At 71.3% G+C, this 18,896-nt stretch carries 16 protein-coding genes; 5 read left to right on the forward strand and 11 right to left on the reverse strand.

Annotation, left to right across the window (positions count from 1 at the left end; translation table 11 throughout):
• The first annotated feature begins 341 nt into the window (after positions 1-341).
• From OGL88_RS16790 to OGL88_RS16805, 4 genes are all read left to right on the forward strand, one after another.
• Positions 342-1,274 (forward strand): hypothetical protein, encoded by a 933-nt coding sequence (locus OGL88_RS16790; protein ID WP_263092200.1) that lies wholly within the window; start codon positions 342-344, stop codon positions 1,272-1,274.
• A gap of 109 nt (positions 1,275-1,383) precedes the next feature.
• Positions 1,384-1,944, forward strand: a complete 561-nt coding sequence (locus OGL88_RS16795) for a YceI family protein (RefSeq protein WP_123340768.1) — start codon at positions 1,384-1,386, stop codon at positions 1,942-1,944.
• A gap of 519 nt (positions 1,945-2,463) precedes the next feature.
• Complete coding sequence (locus OGL88_RS16800; protein ID WP_111086825.1) at positions 2,464-3,030, forward strand: TIGR03086 family metal-binding protein; 567 nt, start codon at positions 2,464-2,466, stop codon at positions 3,028-3,030.
• A 131-nt stretch (positions 3,031-3,161) separates the two neighbouring features.
• Positions 3,162-4,088: an aldo/keto reductase gene (locus OGL88_RS16805; protein ID WP_263092209.1), complete on the forward strand. Its 927-nt coding sequence runs from the start codon at positions 3,162-3,164 to the stop codon at positions 4,086-4,088.
• 206 nt (positions 4,089-4,294) lie between these two features.
• Here the strand turns inward: OGL88_RS16805 and OGL88_RS16810 are convergent, their stop codons facing one another.
• Complete coding sequence (locus OGL88_RS16810; RefSeq protein WP_263092201.1) at positions 4,295-5,218, reverse strand: oxygenase MpaB family protein; 924 nt, start codon at positions 5,216-5,218, stop codon at positions 4,295-4,297.
• A gap of 96 nt (positions 5,219-5,314) precedes the next feature.
• Here OGL88_RS16810 and OGL88_RS16815 point away from each other — a divergent pair, with 96 nt between their 5' ends.
• Complete coding sequence (locus OGL88_RS16815) at positions 5,315-7,000, forward strand: long-chain-fatty-acid--CoA ligase (protein ID WP_263092202.1); 1,686 nt, start codon at positions 5,315-5,317, stop codon at positions 6,998-7,000.
• A 35-nt stretch (positions 7,001-7,035) separates the two neighbouring features.
• Here OGL88_RS16815 and OGL88_RS18130 read toward each other — a convergent pair whose 3' ends face one another.
• The 10 genes from OGL88_RS18130 to OGL88_RS16865 all read right to left on the reverse strand — a co-directional run.
• A complete protein-coding gene (locus tag OGL88_RS18130) occupies positions 7,036-8,004 on the reverse strand; it encodes a DMT family transporter (RefSeq protein WP_263092203.1) in 969 nt (322 codons plus the stop codon).
• Positions 8,001-9,902 (reverse strand): amino acid transporter, encoded by a 1,902-nt coding sequence (locus tag OGL88_RS16825; protein ID WP_263092210.1) that lies wholly within the window; start codon positions 9,900-9,902, stop codon positions 8,001-8,003. Before OGL88_RS16825 ends, OGL88_RS18130 begins: the two co-directional genes overlap by 4 nt.
• Positions 9,903-10,108: 206 nt before the next feature.
• Complete coding sequence (locus tag OGL88_RS16830; RefSeq protein WP_123294045.1) at positions 10,109-10,957, reverse strand: ABC transporter permease; 849 nt, start codon at positions 10,955-10,957, stop codon at positions 10,109-10,111.
• Complete coding sequence (locus OGL88_RS16835) at positions 10,954-11,955, reverse strand: ATP-binding cassette domain-containing protein (protein WP_263092204.1); 1,002 nt, start codon at positions 11,953-11,955, stop codon at positions 10,954-10,956. The genes OGL88_RS16830 and OGL88_RS16835 overlap by 4 nt, the downstream gene beginning before the upstream one ends.
• Positions 11,956-12,012: 57 nt before the next feature.
• Complete coding sequence (locus OGL88_RS16840) at positions 12,013-12,834, reverse strand: hypothetical protein (RefSeq protein ID WP_240347637.1); 822 nt, start codon at positions 12,832-12,834, stop codon at positions 12,013-12,015.
• Between the two features lie 362 nt (positions 12,835-13,196).
• Entirely contained in the window at positions 13,197-14,795 is a 1,599-nt protein-coding gene (locus OGL88_RS16845) for an inositol monophosphatase family protein (protein WP_263092205.1), read from the reverse strand.
• Entirely contained in the window at positions 14,792-15,868 is a 1,077-nt protein-coding gene (locus OGL88_RS16850) for an ABC transporter ATP-binding protein (protein ID WP_263092206.1), read from the reverse strand. The genes OGL88_RS16845 and OGL88_RS16850 overlap by 4 nt, the downstream gene beginning before the upstream one ends.
• A gap of 44 nt (positions 15,869-15,912) precedes the next feature.
• Positions 15,913-16,725 carry an ABC transporter permease gene (locus tag OGL88_RS16855; RefSeq protein WP_123340755.1) on the reverse strand — a complete coding sequence of 271 codons (813 nt, stop codon included), beginning with the start codon at positions 16,723-16,725 and terminating at the stop codon, positions 15,913-15,915.
• Positions 16,722-17,570, reverse strand: coding sequence for an ABC transporter permease (locus tag OGL88_RS16860; protein WP_263092207.1), 849 nt, complete (start codon positions 17,568-17,570; stop codon positions 16,722-16,724). The genes OGL88_RS16855 and OGL88_RS16860 overlap by 4 nt, the downstream gene beginning before the upstream one ends.
• Positions 17,571-17,759: 189 nt before the next feature.
• Positions 17,760-18,896, reverse strand: a 1,137-nt coding sequence (locus tag OGL88_RS16865; RefSeq protein ID WP_263092208.1) for an extracellular solute-binding protein, incomplete at its 5' end; no start/stop codon positions are given.

The following is an 18,896-nucleotide window of genomic DNA, read 5'->3' on the forward strand; positions in this document are numbered from 1 at the left end:
ACCGCCCCACGCGGCGGGCGAAATGCCGGCGTGCCCGACGGCGGCACCCTGGCAATACGCCCGCTCGCGTCGTCGTCGATGTCGGGACCGCGGGTACCTCGCGGAGCCCGACGAGCTGACGCCGCCCTCGCGGTCCCGCCCGCTGCACTGACGGGCGGGGCCCGCGGAGGCGGACGCCCCCGCGAGCGGGCGAAATGCCGCGGTCGCCACGCAGCAGGACGCCGGTGTTTCGCCCGCTCGGCCGCGGCGCGACTCCTCCACAGGGGCTCCAGGATCGTGGGCCGTCCACACTGGAGGCGCGACGCACCACCGTCGCGCCCGCTCGGCTCCACGATGTGGAGATGACCGCCAGACGCCGACTCCCGTTGACGCTCCGGGACGCCTCGTTCCGCGTCCGTGACGCACTGCATCGAGGGGTGTCCCGCGGCCGCCTCGAGGCACGTGACCTCGTCCGCCCGTTCCACGGCATCCGATCCGCAGTTTCGCCACGAACCGTCGAAGAACGCGCCCTGTCACTGTCTCCTCGACTGCGCCCCGACCAGGTGTTCAGCCACGTCACGGCCGCCGCGATCCTCGGCATCCCACTTCCCCGCCGGTTCGAGGGCACACCGCGGCTCCACGTCACGACGATCGGGGTCGATCAGGCGCTCCGTGTCCGCGGCGCCGTCGGACACCGCGCCCACCACGGCAGGGTCAATGCGACCAACAGCCGAGGTGTGCGTCTGACGGCCCCGGCGGACACGTTCGTCGCCCTGAGCACGATGTTGACGCTCGACGAACTGATCATCGCGGGTGACGCCCTCGTCGGGTGGCTCGGATGGGCGACGCTCGACGAGCTCATCCAGGCCGTCGGCCGGCGGCGCGGGCTCCGGGGCGTCGTGAAGCTGCGCCACGCTCTCGTGGAGATCAGACCGGGCTCACGCTCCCCAGGTGAGACCAGGGCACGGCTGGCCCTCGTCCGCCGTGGACTCCCGGAACCCACCCTGAACCACGACGTGATCGTGGACGGCAGGTGGATCGCATGCGTGGACCTCGCCTACCCCGCAGCACGGGTGGCGATCGAGTACGAGAGTGATCTCCACCGGACCGACCCGGCCACCTTCCGGAAGGACCTCACCCGCGGTGAGCACTTGAAGGACGTGGACTGGTGGTTGGTCCGGGCCACTGCGGACGACGTGGGCCGAGGTGTCGATCGGTTCGTACAGCGTGTGAGACGCCTCCTGCATGCCGGGTTCCGCGCACCGCACGACCACCGCTTCGCGACGCTTCAGTGAACAATGGTTGACGCTTCAACCAAAAGGGTGCACACTGGCGTAGTATCAGGTTGATGCAGGCGCATGGATCGCGTCGCACCACAGACTCTCGTTCGGAAGAAGGACCACCATGACGCTCACCGCCACCACCATCCCCGGCTACCAGACCGGCACCTGGAAGATCGACCCCACCCACTCCGAGGTCACCTTCTCGGTCCGCCACCTCGCGATCAGCAAGGTCAAGGGCAAGTTCGAGACGTTCGACGCAACCGTCGTCACCGCCGAGAACCCCCTCGAGTCGACCGTCGAGGCGAACATCGACGTCGCGTCGATCAACACCGGCCAGGAGCAGCGCGACCAGCACCTGAAGACGAGCGACTTCTTCCTCACCGAGGAGCACCCGCAGCTCACCTTCCGCTCGACGAGCATCGAGGCCAAGGGCGACGACCTGCACATCGCTGGCGACCTGACCCTGCGCGGCGTCACCAAGCCCGTCGTCCTCAAGGCCGAGCTCGGTGGTTTCACGACCGACGGCTACGGCCAGGTCAAGTTCGGCGCCGAGGCGTCCACGAAGATCGACCGCACCGAGTTCGGCGTGAACTGGAACGCAGCGCTCGAGGCCGGTGGCTTCACCCTCGGCAACGACGTGACGATCAACCTCGACGTCCAGTTCGTCCTCCAGGCGGCCTGAGTCCCTTCGGTCTCGCTGCCTGACTGAGGGCACCGAACAGCACCACCCGAACCCGAGACACGCGCCCCGGCTCCCCACGGAGCCGGGGCGTTCGTCGTCCCCGCCGTGCTCCGGGCGGCCGCGCGTGCCCACTGCCCGCCGCTGTAACTCGAGCGGGTGCTCCATCGCGAGCGCAACCGGGCGAGCGGGCGAAATACCGGCCTCATCTCGTACTCGACCCCGGCATTTCGCCCGCTCGCTCAGGGACCACGCGCTGGCACGCCCCTCCGGTCCCAGCGAGCGCAGTGCGCACCGGTCCCCCACGCGGGCGTGAACGGGCGGAAACGTCGGGTGGGCACGCGCACGACCGCGGCATTTCGCCCGCTCGGCACGGCTCCTCGGCGTAGCGTTGGGCAGCGGACATGGGCACGCCCGCACGCACGGGAATCCGCACACCAGCCTCCGAGTTACAACGACACGCACGACACGCACCACACGCACCACGCACCGCACGCCAGCCCGACGAACAGGAGCACCACCATGGCCACCGACTGGATCGCGATGCAGGCCCTCGCGGCAGCCGAGTTCGGCCGCCGCGTCGCCGCCGTGACGGACTGGGACGCCGCCACGCCCGACTCCGAATGGACCACCCGCGACCTCGTCACCCACGTGGTGGACGAGCAGCGCTGGATCCCGAAGCTCCTCACCGGGTGCGACTACGCCCAGGCAGAGGCGGACCTCGAGTCCATCGGCGACGACCTCGTGTCCGAGTGGCAGCGCTTCGCGACCGCGGCGACCGATGCCTGGCGGAACGCCCCGCAGGACACCCCCGTGCACCTCAGCACCGACGTCGTGCCGGCTGGGCAGTACCTGACCGAGCAGACCAGCGACATCACGATCCACACGTGGGACCTGGCGCGGGCGACCGGCACGGACGAGTCCCTGCCGGACGAGCTCGTGCAGGCGGTGTGGGAGTACTTCGAACCGCAGATCGAGGACCTCGCCGCCACCGGTCTGTACGCCGCACCGGTCGACGTCGACGAGGACGCCCCACTCCAGGTCCGCCTGCTCGCCGTCACAGGCCGCGATGCCAAGGTGAGCGCATGACGAACGCAGCACCGAGCAACGCCGCACCGACCAACGCAGCACCAGGCACCGCAGCCCCGAGCACCGCAGCGGCGACGGACACCACCCGCCTCGGCGCCTCGGGCCTCGAGATCAGCACCGTGATCCTCGGCATGATGTCCTACGGCGCCCCCGACCGCGGCTCGCACGCGTGGAGCGTCGGCATCGACGAGGCCCGCCCCTTCGTCCGTCGCGCGTTCGACGCCGGCATCACCACCTTCGACACGGCGAACGTGTACTCCGACGGCTCCAGCGAGGAGATCACCGGCACGCTCCTCAAGGAGCTCGCCCCACGCGAGGACGTCCAGGTCCTCACCAAGGTGTTCAACCGGATGCGCCCCGGTCGGAACGGCGCAGGGCTCTCCCGAGCCGCGATCATGCACGAGATCGACGCTTCGCTGACCCGGCTCGGCACCGACTACGTCGACCTGTACCAGATCCACCGCTTCGACCCGGTGACGCCGATCGAGGAGACGATGGAGGCGCTGCACGACGTCGTCAAGGCCGGCAAGGCCCGCTACCTCGGCGCGAGCAGCATGTGGACGTGGCAGTTCGCGCAGATGCAGCACGTCGCCGACCTGCACGGTTGGACCCGCTTCGTCAGCATGCAGGACCAGTACAACCTGCTCGAACGCGAGGAAGAACGCGAGATGCACCCCTTCGCGCACGCGACCGGCGTCGGCGTGATCCCGTGGAGCCCCCTCGCCCGCGGCAAGGTCACCCGGCCGTGGGACGCCGACGGATCCGGGTCACGCGCGAGCACCGACGAGTTCGGCAAGACGCTCTACCGCCAGGACGAGGACGCGAACCGCGCGATCGTGGGAGCCGTCGAGGCGATCGCGAACGAACGCGGCGTGAGCATGGCGCAGATCGCCCTCGCCTGGGTCGCGGGCAAGCCCGCGGTGAGCGCGCCGATCGTCGGTGCGACGAAGGAGCACCACATCGACGACGCGGTCGCGGCCGCCGCGATCACGCTCACCGACGACGAGGTGACGCGACTCGAGTCCGCGTACACGCCCCGGGTGCCGTCCGGTTTCTGACGTACGACAAGCAGACGGGAGGCCTGTGGCCAGCTGGCCACGGGCCTCCCGTCCGTCTCCGGTCACGTCCACGACACGTGGCACGCCGTCGGCTCAGCACACGCCGCCGTGCCCGCGCGACGCCGCTCCGGCGTGGAGACGCCGCCGGATCCGGCGGCGTCTCCACGTGACGACGGCGTCTTCCGTCTCCTGACGGGCCGGGTCGGTCAGGCGACAGCGCCGCGTTCGCGTTCGAGGCGGGCGATGCGCACGAGCGCAGCGCGCTCGGTGCCCGTCTGGTTGCCGAGCACCCCACCGATCCCGTCGAGCACGAGTCCGGTCGCCCGGCCGACGGGCAGTTCGACGGGCCCGATCGCGGGGGCCCGCAGGCCGAGCATCGAGCGGTGGCGGGGGTCGAGCGTCGAGACGGCCCCCTGGAACAGCGCCTGGTAGCCGGGCCGCAGCATCAGCGCGAGCGGCGGGTTCCTGATGAACTTGACGACGTCGCGGGTGCGGGCCGTGACCGCGAGTTCGCCGCGGTCGAGGTACCCGTCCATCTGGGCGCGGAGCTCGGCCTCGGACTCCGGGGCGTCCTCGACGCGCATGAGCCGGCCGGCGGTCGCCCACTCGCGGACGTAGGCGTCGGCACCGCCGGGGATCGGGCCGCCCCAGCGCTGCGCGGCCCGGAGGAACGCGTCGGTGAAGGCGAGGTGCACCCAGCGGGCCAGGTCGGGGTCGTTCGCCGCGTAGTCGCGTGCGATGCCGTGGCCGTCGACGTACTGGCCGCGAACCCGCTCGTGCAGGCGCAGCACCCACTCGCTCGCTCCGCGGGCGGTCGCGGTGTCGCCGTGCGAGACCGTGTAGATCCACCGGATGGTGCCGGCGAGTCGGCCGAACGGGTCCTCGCGGTAGCGGGAGTGGTCGGCGACGCCGGCGAGGGCTCCGGGGTGCAGGGCCTGGACGAGGAGTGCGCGGACCCCGGCGACGATCGTCTGCTTGCCGCCGTGCACCGCCCACGTCGCGGAACCGGGGCCGAAGAAGCCGGCGTCGGTGCCGTCCTCGAGTTCGTCGATCCACTCCGGCTTGCTCGTCGCCCCACCGGTGAACGTGTCGTTGAGGCGGGAGCGGAAGGCATCGGAGACGGAGGGCATGGCGTCATCGTCCGTCCGCCCCCTGGGAGCGCGCTCGGCTTCGTGCACCCCGACGCCTCCCAGCGGGCGCGGGGGTGGCCCGCTAGGTTGGGACGCGTGAGCATCGACACGCCTCGTCCCTGGCTTGCCTCGTACGCCCCGGGGGTCCCGCACGACATCGAGGAACAGCACGGTTCCCTGATCGACCTGGTCGAGGAATCGGCGCGACGGTTCCCGGGCAGGGTCGCGCTCGAGTTCTTCAAGCGGACCACCAGCTACGCCGACCTGCAGGAGCAGATCCTCCGCGCGGCGAACGGGCTCCGCAAGCTCGGCGTCGGCGCCGGCGACCGGGTCGCGATCGTGCTGCCGAACTGCCCGCAGCACATCGTGGCGTTCTACGCGGTCCTGCGCCTCGGCGCGATCGTGGTCGAGCACAACCCGCTGTACACGCCGCGCGAGCTCCGCCACCAGTTCGAGGACCACGGCGCGAAGGTCGCGATCGCCTGGGACAAGTCCGTCGCGACGCTGCAGGACTTCCCCGCCGACGTGGCGCTCGACGCGATCGTGTCGGTCGACCTGACCCGAGCGATGCCCCGCGCCACCCGGCTCGCCCTGGCCCTGCCGGTGGCGAAGGCCCGTGAGTCCCGCGCGAAGCTCACCACCTCGGTGCGCGGCACGACGAAGTGGGACGACCTGGTCGGCACCCGCAAGCTGTCGAAGCGCCACCCGCGACCGTCGACGGACGACGTCGCCCTGATCCAGTACACCTCGGGCACCACCGGCACGCCGAAAGGTGCCGTGCTGACGCACCGGAACCTGCTGGCGAACGCCGCACAGGCCCGCGCCTGGGTGCCGCAGATCCGTCGGGGCGACAACGTCGTGTACGCGGTGCTGCCGATGTTCCACGCGTACGGCCTCACGCTGTGCCTGACCTTCGCGATGAGCATGGCCTCGCGGCTCGTGCTGTTCCCGACGTTCGACCCGGCGCTCGTGCTCACCGCGATCAAGAAGCACCCGCCGACGTTCCTGCCGGCCGTCCCGCCGATCTACGCCCGACTGCAGCACGCCGCCGACTCGGCGAAGGTCTCGCTCGAGGGCATCGAGATCGGCATCTCGGGCGCCATGCCGCTGTCGCAGGACATCGTCGAACCGTGGGAGGCACGGACCGGCGGGTACCTGGTCGAGGGCTACGGGCTGTCCGAGTGCTCCCCCGTGCTGATGGCCAACCCGGTGTCCCCGGAGCGTCGCCTCGGCTCCATCGGTCTGCCGTTGTCCTCCACCGAGGCACGCGTGGTCGACCCCGACGACAGCACGAAGGTGCTCGGCGTCGACGAACCCGGCGAGCTGCAGGTCCGCGGGCCGCAGGTGTTCCGCGGCTACTGGGGCAAGGCCGAGGCCACGGACGAGGTCTTCACCCCCGACGGCTGGTTCCGCACCGGCGACATCGTGGCCATCGGCGCCGACGGCTACGTCCGGATCGTCGACAGGCTCAAGGAGCTCATCATCACGGGCGGCTTCAACGTGTCGCCGTCCGAGGTCGAGGACGCCCTGCTCAAGCACCCGAGCGTCAAGGAGGTCGCGGTCGTCGGCATCACGCAGGGCGGCAACGAGCAGGTCGTCGCCGCCGTCGTGCCGAAGGACCCGTCCTCGTTCGACGCCGCGGCGCTGCGGGCGTGGGCGCGTGACCAGCTGGCGGCGTACAAGGTGCCGCGTCGGGTCGTCGTGGTCGAGGACCTGCCGCGCTCGATGATCGGCAAGGTGCTGCGGCGGAAGGTGCGGGACCAGATCCTCGCCGACGACTGACGCGCGTCAGCGTCCGCGGCGGCCGACGACGCGCGTCAGCGCAAGCGTCGCCCCGGCCCCGCGAGCACGGCGAGCCCGGCCACCACGAGCGCGATGCCGACCCACCCCGTCGTGCCGAGGTGCTCCCCGACGACGAGCACGGCGAGCACCGCAGCGACCACGGGCTCGAGCAACGACACCAGGGTCGCGACCGAGGCACCGACGGACCGCAACCCCACGGCGTACAGCGAGTGCCCGAGGACCGTGGGCACCAGGGCCAGGTACAGGAACACCGGCCAGTTGCCGCCCTCGGCGAGGTACGGTGCGCCGACGACGACCACGAGGACGACGAGCGGCACGGCAGCGATGCCGAACACGGCGCCGACGAGCCCCCGGCCGTTCGGCAGTCCCGCCGCGACGGCTTCGATCCCGGGCCCGCCGGGCACCGACACCGCCCCGGCCGCCGCGTGCAGTCCCCGTGCCACCGCCCACGAGTACAGCGCGTAGGTGAGTCCAGCGAGCAGGGCACTGGCGATACCGAACGCGAGCGCACCACCGCCGCCGCCGTGCTCTGACCGCGCCAGGGTCACGACGACCATGCCGGCCACGCTCACCAGCGTGGCGACGATCCACCTGCCGGTGACGGGCCTCCTGTCCGACACCCACTCGACGAGCCCCGCGAACACGGGTGACGACCCGATGGCGATGGTGGTGCCGAGGGCGACGCCCGCGTCGGCGAGGGCTGCGTAGAAGGCGACCGCGTAGACGGCGAGCGCCGCCGCGCCGAGCAGTGCCCACCCCCGTGTTCGGCGCTCGGCGACGGCGCGGACGGTGCCGCGTCCGGCGACGGCGGCGAGTACGAGGCCACCGATCCCGAACGTGACGGCGCCGAAGACGAAGGCGGGGACGCCCGGGGCGAAGTGGGTCGCGGTGCCGGTGGTCCCCCAGACAGCGGCGGCGACGACCACCGCAGCGAGCCCGCCGGCGGGCGTCGGGACCCGGCGCGCGCTGGCGGGGCCCGTCACGAGACGTGGATGGACGGGCGGCGGTGGACGTCCGGCTCGGCTTCGCGCAGGACCTCGCGCGTGACGGGCGCGACGTCGCCGGCGCCGGTGAACACGAACCGCAGGGCGTTGCGGATCGGGCTGCCCTCGTTCCACTCGAAGTAGATGCTCGGGACGACCCCGGCGGTGTCACGGATCGCGAGCAGGGTCGAGGCGATGGTGTTCGGCACGTTGCCGGACCGGACCCGGAGCACACGGTGTCCGTGCACGACGTGCCCCTCGACCAGCAGGTCCTCTTCGAAGTCGGACGAGTCGGCGGGCAGCACCTCGAGGAACATCGTCGGGACGCGCGCCGGGATGCCGGAGTCGCGTCGTTCCTCGCGCCCCTTCGCCCGGTACGCCTCGGCGGTGCCGGCACCCGGCTCGTTCGCGATGATGCAGACCGAGCTGAACTGGTCGGCGTCGGCCTCGACGAACTGCCGGGCCGTGGCGTCCAGCTCGATCGACGACGCACGCAGTTCGAACGACCGGCGCACCCGTGAGATGAGCGAGACCACGACGATGGCGACGATGAAGATCGCCGCGATCCGGACGCCGTCGGGCCGCTCGATGACGTTCGCGACCGTGGTGTAGACGAACACGACCGAGATGACGCCGAACGCTATCGTGCGCTTCTTCTGCTGTCGGCGACGGGCCGACAGGGTGACCGCGACCGCGGCGCTCGTGATCAGGACGAGCACGCCGGTGGCGTACGCCCCACCCTGGGCGTCGACGTTCGCGCGGAACACGATCGTGATCAGGAAGGCGATGAGCGTGAAGATGATGACGAGCGGCCGGGTCGCCCGCGCCCACTGCGGGGCCATGCCGTAGCGGGGCAGGAACCGCGGCACCAGGTTGAGCAGGCCGGCCATCGCGCTCGCGCCGGCGAACCACAGGATCGCGACGGTCGAGAAGTCGTAGATCGAGCCGAACACCCCGCCGAGGTACTGGTGTGCCAGGAAGGCCAGGGCCCGCCCGTTCGCACCGCCGCCCGGCTGGAACTCGTGCTGCGGGATGAGGAACGTCGTCGCGATCGACGAGGTGATGAGGAACGAGCTCATGATCACGGCCGCGACGGTCAGGAGCCGCTTGGTGCCGCGGATCCGACCCTCGGGCCGGGCACTCGTGTCGTCGGACGCGTCACCGCGCACCTGCGGCATCACCGCGACGCCGGTCTCGAACCCGGACAGGCCGAGCGCCAGCTTCGGGAACACGACGAGCGCGATGCCGACCATGACGAGGGGGTTGCTGTGCTGCGCGGTGAGCCCCGACCACCAGTCGCTGGCGACCATCGGGTGCTCGAAGACGTGCCAGAGCGCGACCACCACGACGACGGCGTTCAGCGCGAGGAACACCGCGACGAGTCCGACCGCGATGCCGATCGCCTCCTTGAACCCGCGGAGGAACACCACGCCGAGCAAGAGCAGCAGCGCGAGCGTGAGCGGGACGGGGATCTCGGTGAACCAGTGCGGCGTGTACGGGTTCTCGGCGATGTGCGCCGTGGCGTCCGCCGCCGACAGCGTCATCGTGATCATGAAGTCGGTGACGGCGAAGCCGAGCAGGACGAGCACCAGGAGCTTGCCGGCCCACCACGGCAGCAGCTTCTCGAGCATCATGATCGACCCGGCACCGCGGAAGCTGTCGCTCGCGATCCGGCGGTACACCGGCAGCGCCCCGAACAGCGTGACGAGCACGAGCACGATGGTGGCGATCGGCGACAGCAGGCCGGCGGCGAGCGCCGCGATCGCCGGCTGGTACCCGAGCGTCGAGAAGTAGTCGACGCCGGTCAGGCACATGACCCGCCACCACGGGTGGGTCTTCTCGACCTCGACCTGGTGCGGACCCTGGTGGGATGCCCCTTGGTGGGCGCCCTGCAGCATCCAGCGACGCAGTCGGGTGCTGCGGTCGAGGGGTGGCTCCGTGGCGTCGCGCTGGGCGGCCCGCTCGGCGTCTGTCGCGGTCACGTGGACGATGCTAAGCCGTCCGGGTGACGCACGTGCGCACCCGGACGGCCCCTGTGGACGAAAGCTACTTCGCGCTGATCCTGGCTGTGGATGGTGCAGTCTTGTTCACCGCCCCGACGGTCTCACTTCGCGCTGATGCGGGTGTACTTGTTCACCGCCCACGGCACGAACACGACGAGCATCACGGCGATCCCGATCAGCACCGTCACGATCGGGTGCTGCATCGTCCAGATGTCCGGCACCGGCGCCGACCCGACGTTGCCGAACAGCTCGCGGGCCGCCTGCACGAGCGACGACACCGGGTTCCACTCCGCGAACACTCGCAGGACCAGGGGCAGCGTGTCGCTCGGCACGAACGCGTTCGAGATGAACGTCAGCGGGAACAGGATCATGAACGAGGCGTTGTTGATGACCTCCGGCGTCTTGACGCTCATCCCGAGCAGCGCCATCACCCAGCTGAACGCGTAGCTGAACAGCAGCAGCAGGGCGATGCCGGCCAGGAACTCGAGCGGCGACGAGTTCACCCGCCACCCGACGGCCAGCCCGGTGAGCATCATGATCGCCATCGAGATCGAGTTGAGCACGAGGTCGGAGTTGGTCCGGCCGACGAGCACCGCGGACGCCGACATCGGCAGCGTGCGGAACCGGTCGATCAGGCCTTCCTTCAGGTCCTGCGCCATCGCCGACCCCGAGAAGGTCGCCCCGAAGACGACGGTCTGCGCGAAGATCCCCGCCATCAGGAACTGCGTGTAGTCGGTGCCCTCGACCGCGATCGCGCCGCCGTAGACCTGGCTGAAGAGCAGGACGAACATGATGGGCTGCAGCACCGCGAACACGAGCATGTCCGGCGACCGCTTGATCTTGATGAGGTTCCGCTTGGTGACGGTCCAGCCGTCCTCGAACCAGATGGCGACCGGCGAGGTGACGACGACGGGCAGCTGCCGACCCGGCGCGATGGTGGTGGCGGTCATCGGGTCGTCTCCTTCTGCTTGGCGGCGGCGGCTCCGTCGGCCTCGTCCTCCGTCGCGGCGTGGCCGGTGAGCCGCAGGAACACGTCGTCGAGGGTCGGTCGGCGCATGCCTGCGTCGTGCAGCTCGATCCCGGCGTCGCCGAGGTCGGCGAGCACCCGTTGCAGCGCGGTGGGGCCGGCCTCGACCGCGATGGCGTGGGTGCGGCCGTCACCAGAGGCCTCGACGTCGCCGACGCCGTAGCGCCGCAGGACGGTCGTCACGGCGTCACCGTCGGTCTCGTCCACCAGGGTCACGACGACCCGGTGGCCGCCGACCTGCGCCTTGAGGTGGTCGGCTGTGCCCTCGGCGATCACCCGGCCGTCGTCGATGACCGCGATGTCGTCGGCGAGCCGGTCGGCCTCTTCGAGGTACTGCGTGGTGAGCAGGACCGTGGCGCCCTGGGCCACCAGGTCCTCGATGATGCCCCAGAGCGCGAGTCGGCTGCGGGGGTCGAGGCCCGTGGTCGGCTCGTCGAGGAACAGCACGCGCGGGTTCATCACGAGGGCACCGGCGAGGTCGATCCGTCGCCGCATGCCGCCGGAGAAGCCCTTCACCGGGCGGTCCCCCGCCTCGGCCAGGTCGAACACGTCGATGAGCTCACGGGCACGCTCCCGCGACGTCTTCCGGCCCAGGTGGTAGAGCCGCCCGATCATCTCGAGGTTCTCGAAGCCGGTCAGGTTCTCGTCGACCGCGGCGTACTGCCCGGACACCCCGATGGACCGCCGGGTGGCCTGCGGATCGGCGATCACGTCGATGCCGTCGATCGTGGCCGTCCCGGAGTCCGGGGTGATGAGGGTGGTGAGCACCTTCACGGTCGTGGTCTTGCCCGCACCGTTCGGGCCGAGCAGCGCCTTCACGGTGCCCTGGGGCACGGACAGGTCGAGTCCGGCCAGTGCGTGCACCGGTCCGGACTTCGACCGGTAGGTCTTGGTCAGCCCGGAGGCTTCGATGATGGCCATGTCGCTCCTTCGTCGGACACGGTGGGTACCGGGGTCCGGTGGAGCGACGGACGTCACTCAGATGCCGAAGTCACCACCGAAGTCGCTGGAGCCACCGCCGAAGTCGGATCCGCCGTCGTCCCAGCCCGCGCTCTCGAACCCGCCGCCGTCGGATGCGCCACCGTCGGACGCACCGCCGTCACCGGAGTCGGCTCCAGTGTCCTCCGAACCACCGTCGCCCGCAGCGTCAGTACCGCCATCGAACGATCCGGGGTCCGGCAGGAAGGCGCTCATGATCGCCGAACCGATGACGTAGCCGGCCACGGTGCCGAGGATCGAGGCACCGATCATGCTGCCGAACGACGGTCCGCCGCGCTGCCCGCCGAGGCGGCCACCACCGCCGACGCCACCGAGCGAGCGCTCCATGAAGCCCGGCTGGCGGATCTCGGACCGCGTCGCCGACTGCGCGAGCGAGCGGGGGTCGTCGCCACGAGGGGCCTCGCCGGGAGGCGCCGTGCGGGTGAACTCGTCGTAGACCATCCGGCGCTGCTCGTCGGTCAGCTTGGCGAACGCCTCGGCGTGCACCTCTTCGATGCGCTCGGGCGGCGCCGTGCGGAGCAGGTAGCGGTACCGCTCCACCGCGCGCTCGTCGTCGGTCGTCGCGCCCTGCTGCTGCGCGGGTGCACCGCCCCACTGCGGCACGCCGTACTGGCCGCCCTGCTGCTGCCCGGCTGGCACCCCCGTCGGGGCGGGCTGGTGGTACGACTGCTGGCCGTACCGGTAGCCCTGCTGCTGCGGTTGCTGCGGCTGCCCCCACTGGTTCTGCTGCGCGTCGTACTGCTGCGCGTCACCGGTGCGGTCGCGGTCCGGACGTCCGAGCAGGCGGTCGAGGAATCCCATGGTCGATGCTCCTTCGGGTGCACGGGCGATCCGGTCGGACCGGCCGTGGTCTGCCACCTTATGGAGCGGGGTCGGCCGCTGACTGAGCGCCCGCTCAGAGTCAGCCGTGCGCCGCCTCGCCCGCGGGCGCACCGTGCGCATCACCCACCCGACGGGAGGCCCGTACCCGACCCGACCCGCGCCTCCAGTCCGCACCGTGCGCACCTGCACGACCCGTGCCGGGTTGGCAGCACCGTGCGCGCTTGCAGCGCCGCACACAGCGGCCAACCCCGCACCAGAACGCAGGCCCCGCACCGTGCGCCGGCCGCGCACCGCGCACGCCAGCGCCAGCGCCAGCGCCAGCGCCAGCGCGCAGCACCGGCTCAGCGCACGCCCGCGCCCGCGGCGATCGCGGCCGTCCACACCGCGTGCAGCTCGTCGGCGGCCCCGGGGTGCGCCACCAGGAACGGTTCGCCCACGGGTGGGAAGCCCTCGACCGGGCCGGAGCGGGTCAGCACGATACCGCCGGCCTCGTGCACGAGCAGCACGGCGGCACCGTGGTCGACCGGGTTGAACGCCGACACGCACCCGCCGATCCCCCGGCCGGCCGCGACCTGCGCGATGGTCAGCGTGCCGGAGCCCTGCACCCGCAGCGTGCACGACCGGTCGGCCAGGGCGTCGAGGAACGCACCGAACCCGGGCCACGGCCGGTGCCCGTCGAGCTCCGTGCCGACGACCGCCCCGGCGAGCGGTCGCGGGGTGTCGTCCAGCTGCAGCGGACGGTCGCGCAGGGTGGCACCGCGTCCGCGCCGCGCCTCGAGGACCTCGCCCCGCCACGGGTCGGCCACGACGCCGACGAGCGGGCGGCCACCGCGGGTCAGGCAGAGCGACATCGAGGTCCAGGGCACGCCGTTCGCCAGGTTCGTGGTGCCGTCGACGGGGTCGAGGAACCAGCGGTGCCGGTCGCCGGGGGCGTCGCCGTACTCCTCGCCGGTGAAGCCGTGCGTCGGGAACGCCATCCGCACGCGGGAGCGGACGTGCTGCTCCACCAGACGGTCGACGTCGGTGACGAGGTCCGCGGGGTTCGCCTTGGTCCGCACCTCGCTGACGGGGTGCTCGCGGGTGAAGGCGATGACCTCGTGCGCGATGCGGTGCGCCAGGGCCTGGGCGCGCGAGGCGACCTCGGTCTCGGTCGGTTCGCGGTCCCGTTCCGGCCAGCCGTCCCGTTCCGCCGACGACAGCGCGGCACCGATCGCGCCGACGTCGTTCGTGGTGATCGAGTCGACGCCGAGCCGTGCCGCCCAGAGCGCCGGTTCGGCCTCGTCGACGGTCCAGACGGCGACCCGCAACCCCAGGGCGTGCGCGGCCTCGATCGTGCGCGGGGTGAGGAACGCGATGTCGAGATTCAGGGTCGAGGGGGTCAACGCCTCGAGGTCGGCCGGAGTGGGCGGGTCGAGCGACTCCCACGCGAGCCAGACGTCGGCGTCGGGCAGCACCGAACGGACCGCCGCCATGGCCGCTGGCGCTCCGCACCACGCCACGGTGGTGGACGCGGTGGACCCCGCGACGGTGCGGGCGGCGACGAGTCCGTCGGCCGCGTCCGTCAGGTCGACCAGCAGCACCGAGTGGCAGCCGTCGAGCCGTTCGAGGGCGGCGTCGAGCCGCGGGATCCGGTCGAGGCCGTTGCCGAGCCGGGCGACGTCGCACCAGGCGACGTCGGACACCCGTCGGGCGTCGCCCCACATCCGGCCGAGGGTCTCGTCGTGCAGCAGGACGGCCACGTCGTCGGCCGTGCGACGGACGTCGACCTCGATGACCTCGGCGCCGAGCGCCTCGGCGACCGCGATGGCGGGCAGGGTGTTCTCGCGCCGGACGCGCGGCGCACCGCGGTGGGCGACGAGCCGTGGCGGACGCACGCCGGGCCTCCCGGTCGGGCTGGTGGCGACCACCTGGTCGGCGGGCGCCGACACCGGGGCACTCATCGGGTGCCCTCGAGCAGCGCGCCGTCGCGGTACACGAGCACCTCGCCGAGGCGGACCCCGGTCTCGGTGCCGACCATCGGGGGTGCTCCGGTGACGAACGCGCGGAGCTCGGCGCCGTCGGCGGCCAGCACCACCTCGGCGAAGTGCCCGCGCATCAGCACGCGGGCGACGGTCGCACGGATCGGCGAGTCGTCGGTGAGCACGACCTGCTCGGGTCGGATCAGGACCGTGTCCGCGACGGTGGGGCTGACCGACGTGCCGGCCAGGAACCGGCCGGTGACGGGGCTCGTCGACCCGATGAACGACGCGACGAACCCGGTGGCGGGGCGGGCGTACAGCTCGGTCGGTGTCGCGATCTGCTCGATCCGGCCGTCGTGCATGACGGCGATCCGGTCCGAGATGCTGAGCGCTTCGTCCTGGTCGTGCGTCACGATGACGGTCGTGATGCCGAGGCGCTGCTGGATGCGCCGGATCTCGTCGCGGACGCTCACCCGGAGCTTCGCGTCGAGGTTCGAGAGCGGCTCGTCGAGGAGCAGTACGTCGGGCTCCTGCACGATCGCCCGCGCCAGGGCGACCCGCTGCTGCTCACCGCCCGAGATCGCCGTCGGCTTCGATCCTGCGTGGTGGCTCAGGCCGACGAGTTCGAGCGCCTCGCGCACCCGCTCCGCCACCCGCTGCTTCGGCACGCGTCGGGTCCGCAGCGGGAACGCCACGTTCTGCGTCACCGTCATGTGCGGCCACAGCGCGTAGTTCTGGAACACCATCGCGCTCGGCCGACGCTCCGGACCGATCGAGGTGACGTCGCGGTCCCCCATCGTCACGACGCCGCCGTCGGCGGGCAGGAACCCCGCCACCATCCGGAGCGTCGTCGTCTTGCCGCACCCGGACGGGCCGAGCAGCGAGACGAGCTCGCCCTTGGCGACGTCGAGGTCGATGCCCGCGACCACGTCGCGTCCGCCGAGCGTCTTGCGCAGTCCGCGGATGGTGAGTCCGCCGGTGCGGGCCCGGTCGGTCGTGCTGCCGTCGGTCGGGAGGCCCGTGGTGCGTTCCGCGACGAGGGTCGTGTCCGTCATCTGGTCGCCTTTCGTGCTGGTGGTGGTCATCGGTGTCCGTCGCTTCATCGGATCTGGAAGCCGTCCGCCAGGCGGCCGCCCATGATGTGCTTCCGGGCGAGCAGCAGCAGGACCACGGACGGGATGCTGAGCGCGATCGCGAACACCGCGGAGACCTGGCGTGGGGAGTTGAGGACGAGTGAGTACATCGCCGTGGGCATCGTCATGTAGGTCGGCGCGCCGACCAGGTACGTGCCCTGCGCCTCGTCGAACGACGCGAGGAACGACATCACCATCGCGACGAGGATCCCCGGCCACGCGATCGGGAAGGTCACCCGCCAGAAGGTCCGCCAGCGGCTCGCTCCGGCATCGCGTGCTGCTTCCTCGAGGGACCGCGGGACGGCCGAGAACGCGGCGGCGGGCAGCCACGTCATGAACACCACGCACCCGAGGACGTGCACGATGAGGATGCCCGTGACCGTGTTCATGAGGTTCAGCGCGGTGAACATCGCCGACATCGTGACGAAGAGGCCCATCTTCGGGAACGCGTTCGTGGCGAACAGTCCGACCAGGACGAGCCGCCGCCCGGGGAACTCGATCCGGCTGATCGCCCACGCGGCCGGCAGGCAGACCACCGCGGCGATGAGGACCGTCAGCGGGGCGAGGACGAGCGAGTTCTGGACGGCGACCGCCAGGCTCCGGTCCTCGAACACGGTGCCCCACCACTGCAGCGTCCACCCGTCGGGCAACAGGTTCGGGTACGTCCACGTCGTGGCGAAGGCACGGGCCGCCAGCCAGAGGAGCGGACCGAGCACGAAGACGGCCAGCACGACGGCGGTGGCCCAGACGAGGGTGTTCCCGGTGAGTCGCTTGATCACGGCTGCTCCTGCTTCTGCTGCTGCTTCCGCAGCTCGCCGGCGTTCGCCCGGACCGTCGAGCGGAGGTAGAACACGCTCGCGGCCGCGGCGAAGGCGAACACGATGAACGCCATCGCCGTCGACTGCTGCGGGCGGTTGTAGGCCTGGAAGTACTTCGAGATGTCGACGCCGAGCATCGTCGGGGCGTTCGGGCCGGTGAAGTACGGCACCGTGAACGAGCCGAGCACGCCGATCACGGTGAACGTCGTCGCGATGACGAGCGGGGTCGCTGCCATCGGCAGGAGCACCTGCCAGACCACCCGCCAGGTGCTCGCTCCGGCGTCCTTCGCCGCCTCGACCAGGGCGTCCGGGGTGCCCTGCAGCGCGCCGGCGATCATCAGCACGGCGAACGGCAGGCTCGTCCAGACGCTGCCGAACACCACGGCGACGAGGGTGTAGCCCCACACCGGGACGTCGAGGCCGAACTGGGCACCGAGGCTGCGGAGGAAGCCCTGCGGATCGGTGGACGTCAGGACCGACCAGCTCGCGATGACCACCGGCACGAAGAGCGGGACCACGGCGAGGACGCTGAGGCTCTTGCCGAGGAAACCGCCCCGGAGCCGGAGGATCACGGCCACCGCCACGGCGAGCGCCACGGTCAGGCCGGTCGACAGCGCGGTGACGCCGAGCGTCGCGACGAGGTCGCGCAGGAACGTGGCGTTGCCGAGCAGGGTGCCGTACACCGCGAACGAGAAGCCGCGCACGGTGTCGCCGCCGATGTCCGCGAGTGCCTGGTTCAGACCGCCGGTGAACCCGAGGCTGAACAGGGCGGCGTTGACGACGGGGACACCGACGAACAGGACCACGACGAGGACGGGCGCCGCGACGAGGGTGACACCCTGCCACCGCCGACGGCGGTCGAGCCGCTCCTGGACGGACAGCCGTCCTGCGGCGTCCGCCGTGCCGTGGGCGGGCGACGGGACGGGCGGGAGGCCCTTGGCGGAGTCGCCACGGGCCTCCCGGCCGGTTGCCGGGCCGTCCTGGACGGGTCTGGGTCACTGCGGGACCTTCGCGTCCCACGCCGCGTTCATGTCCGCGGCGAAGTCGCTCTGGAACCCGAGGCGCAGCTGCGAGGGGTTCGCGTCGGCGAACTGCTCCGCGACCGACGCCGGCAGGCTGTCGAGCGGGATGACCGGGTAGCCGGACACGGCGCTCGCGACGAGCTGCTGCCCCTTCGAGCTGAGGACGAAGTCGGCGAGCTGCTCGGCGGCCGCCTTCTTGGCCTTCGGCTCGGTCTTCGGGATGCCGAGGAAGCTCGCGCTGCCGGTGAACGACGGGTCGGAGATCTGGATCGCCTTGACGGTCTTCGGGATCACGCCGGTCTTCTGCGAGGTGATGAACTGGTCGCTCCACACCGGCGCCATCGCGATCTGGCCGCTCCCGAGCAGCTGCACGACCTGGTCGTTGCCGTTCGGGTAGACGCCCTTCTGGTACGTCGAGGGGCCGAGGTCCTCGAGCGCTGCGAAGCCCTTGTCCCACTTGGACTCGAGCGACTTGTCGTACGTCGTCTGCATGGTCTGCTGCTCATCCGCGGTCAGGTACTTCGCGAGCACCGTGGCGACGAACGAGCCGCCGGAACCGCCGGACGACGGGGAGTTGTACGCGAACTGACCGGGGTTGGCCTTGATCCAGGCGAGGAGCTCGTCGAGGGTCTCCGGCGGGTCCGTCACCTTGCTCGAGTCGTACGCGAGCAGGACGCTCGAGGCGCGGTACGGGATCGCGCTGTCGCCACCCTGCTGCCTCGTGGCCTCGGGGACGTCCTTCAGGTTCGGGATCGTGCTGTCGCCGACCTTCGCCATCAGGCCGGCCTTGCCGGCGGTGGAGACGAAGCCGGCGTCGACCAGGTCGTACGCGACGGACTTGCCGGCCTTGACCGCGGTGGCCAGGTTCGCCTGGGTCTGCGCATCGTGCTCGCCGTGCAGGTCGATGCTCGTGCTCACGTGGATCTTCGGGTTCGCCTTCTCGAAGGCGGGGATGAGCGACTTGTCCCAGAGGTCCTGGACGTTCGTGTCGCCGCTGATGAACACCGTGAGGTTCGTGGTGCCACCGCTCGTGTCTGCGGCGTTCGAGGCGTTGGCACTCTGGACGCAGCCGGACAGTGCGAAGGTCGCGGCTGCCGCGATGGCGAGGCC

This window comes from Curtobacterium sp. RIT-PI-V (assembly GCF_025642935.1).
Taxonomy (GTDB): Bacteria; Actinomycetota; Actinomycetes; order Actinomycetales; family Microbacteriaceae; genus Curtobacterium.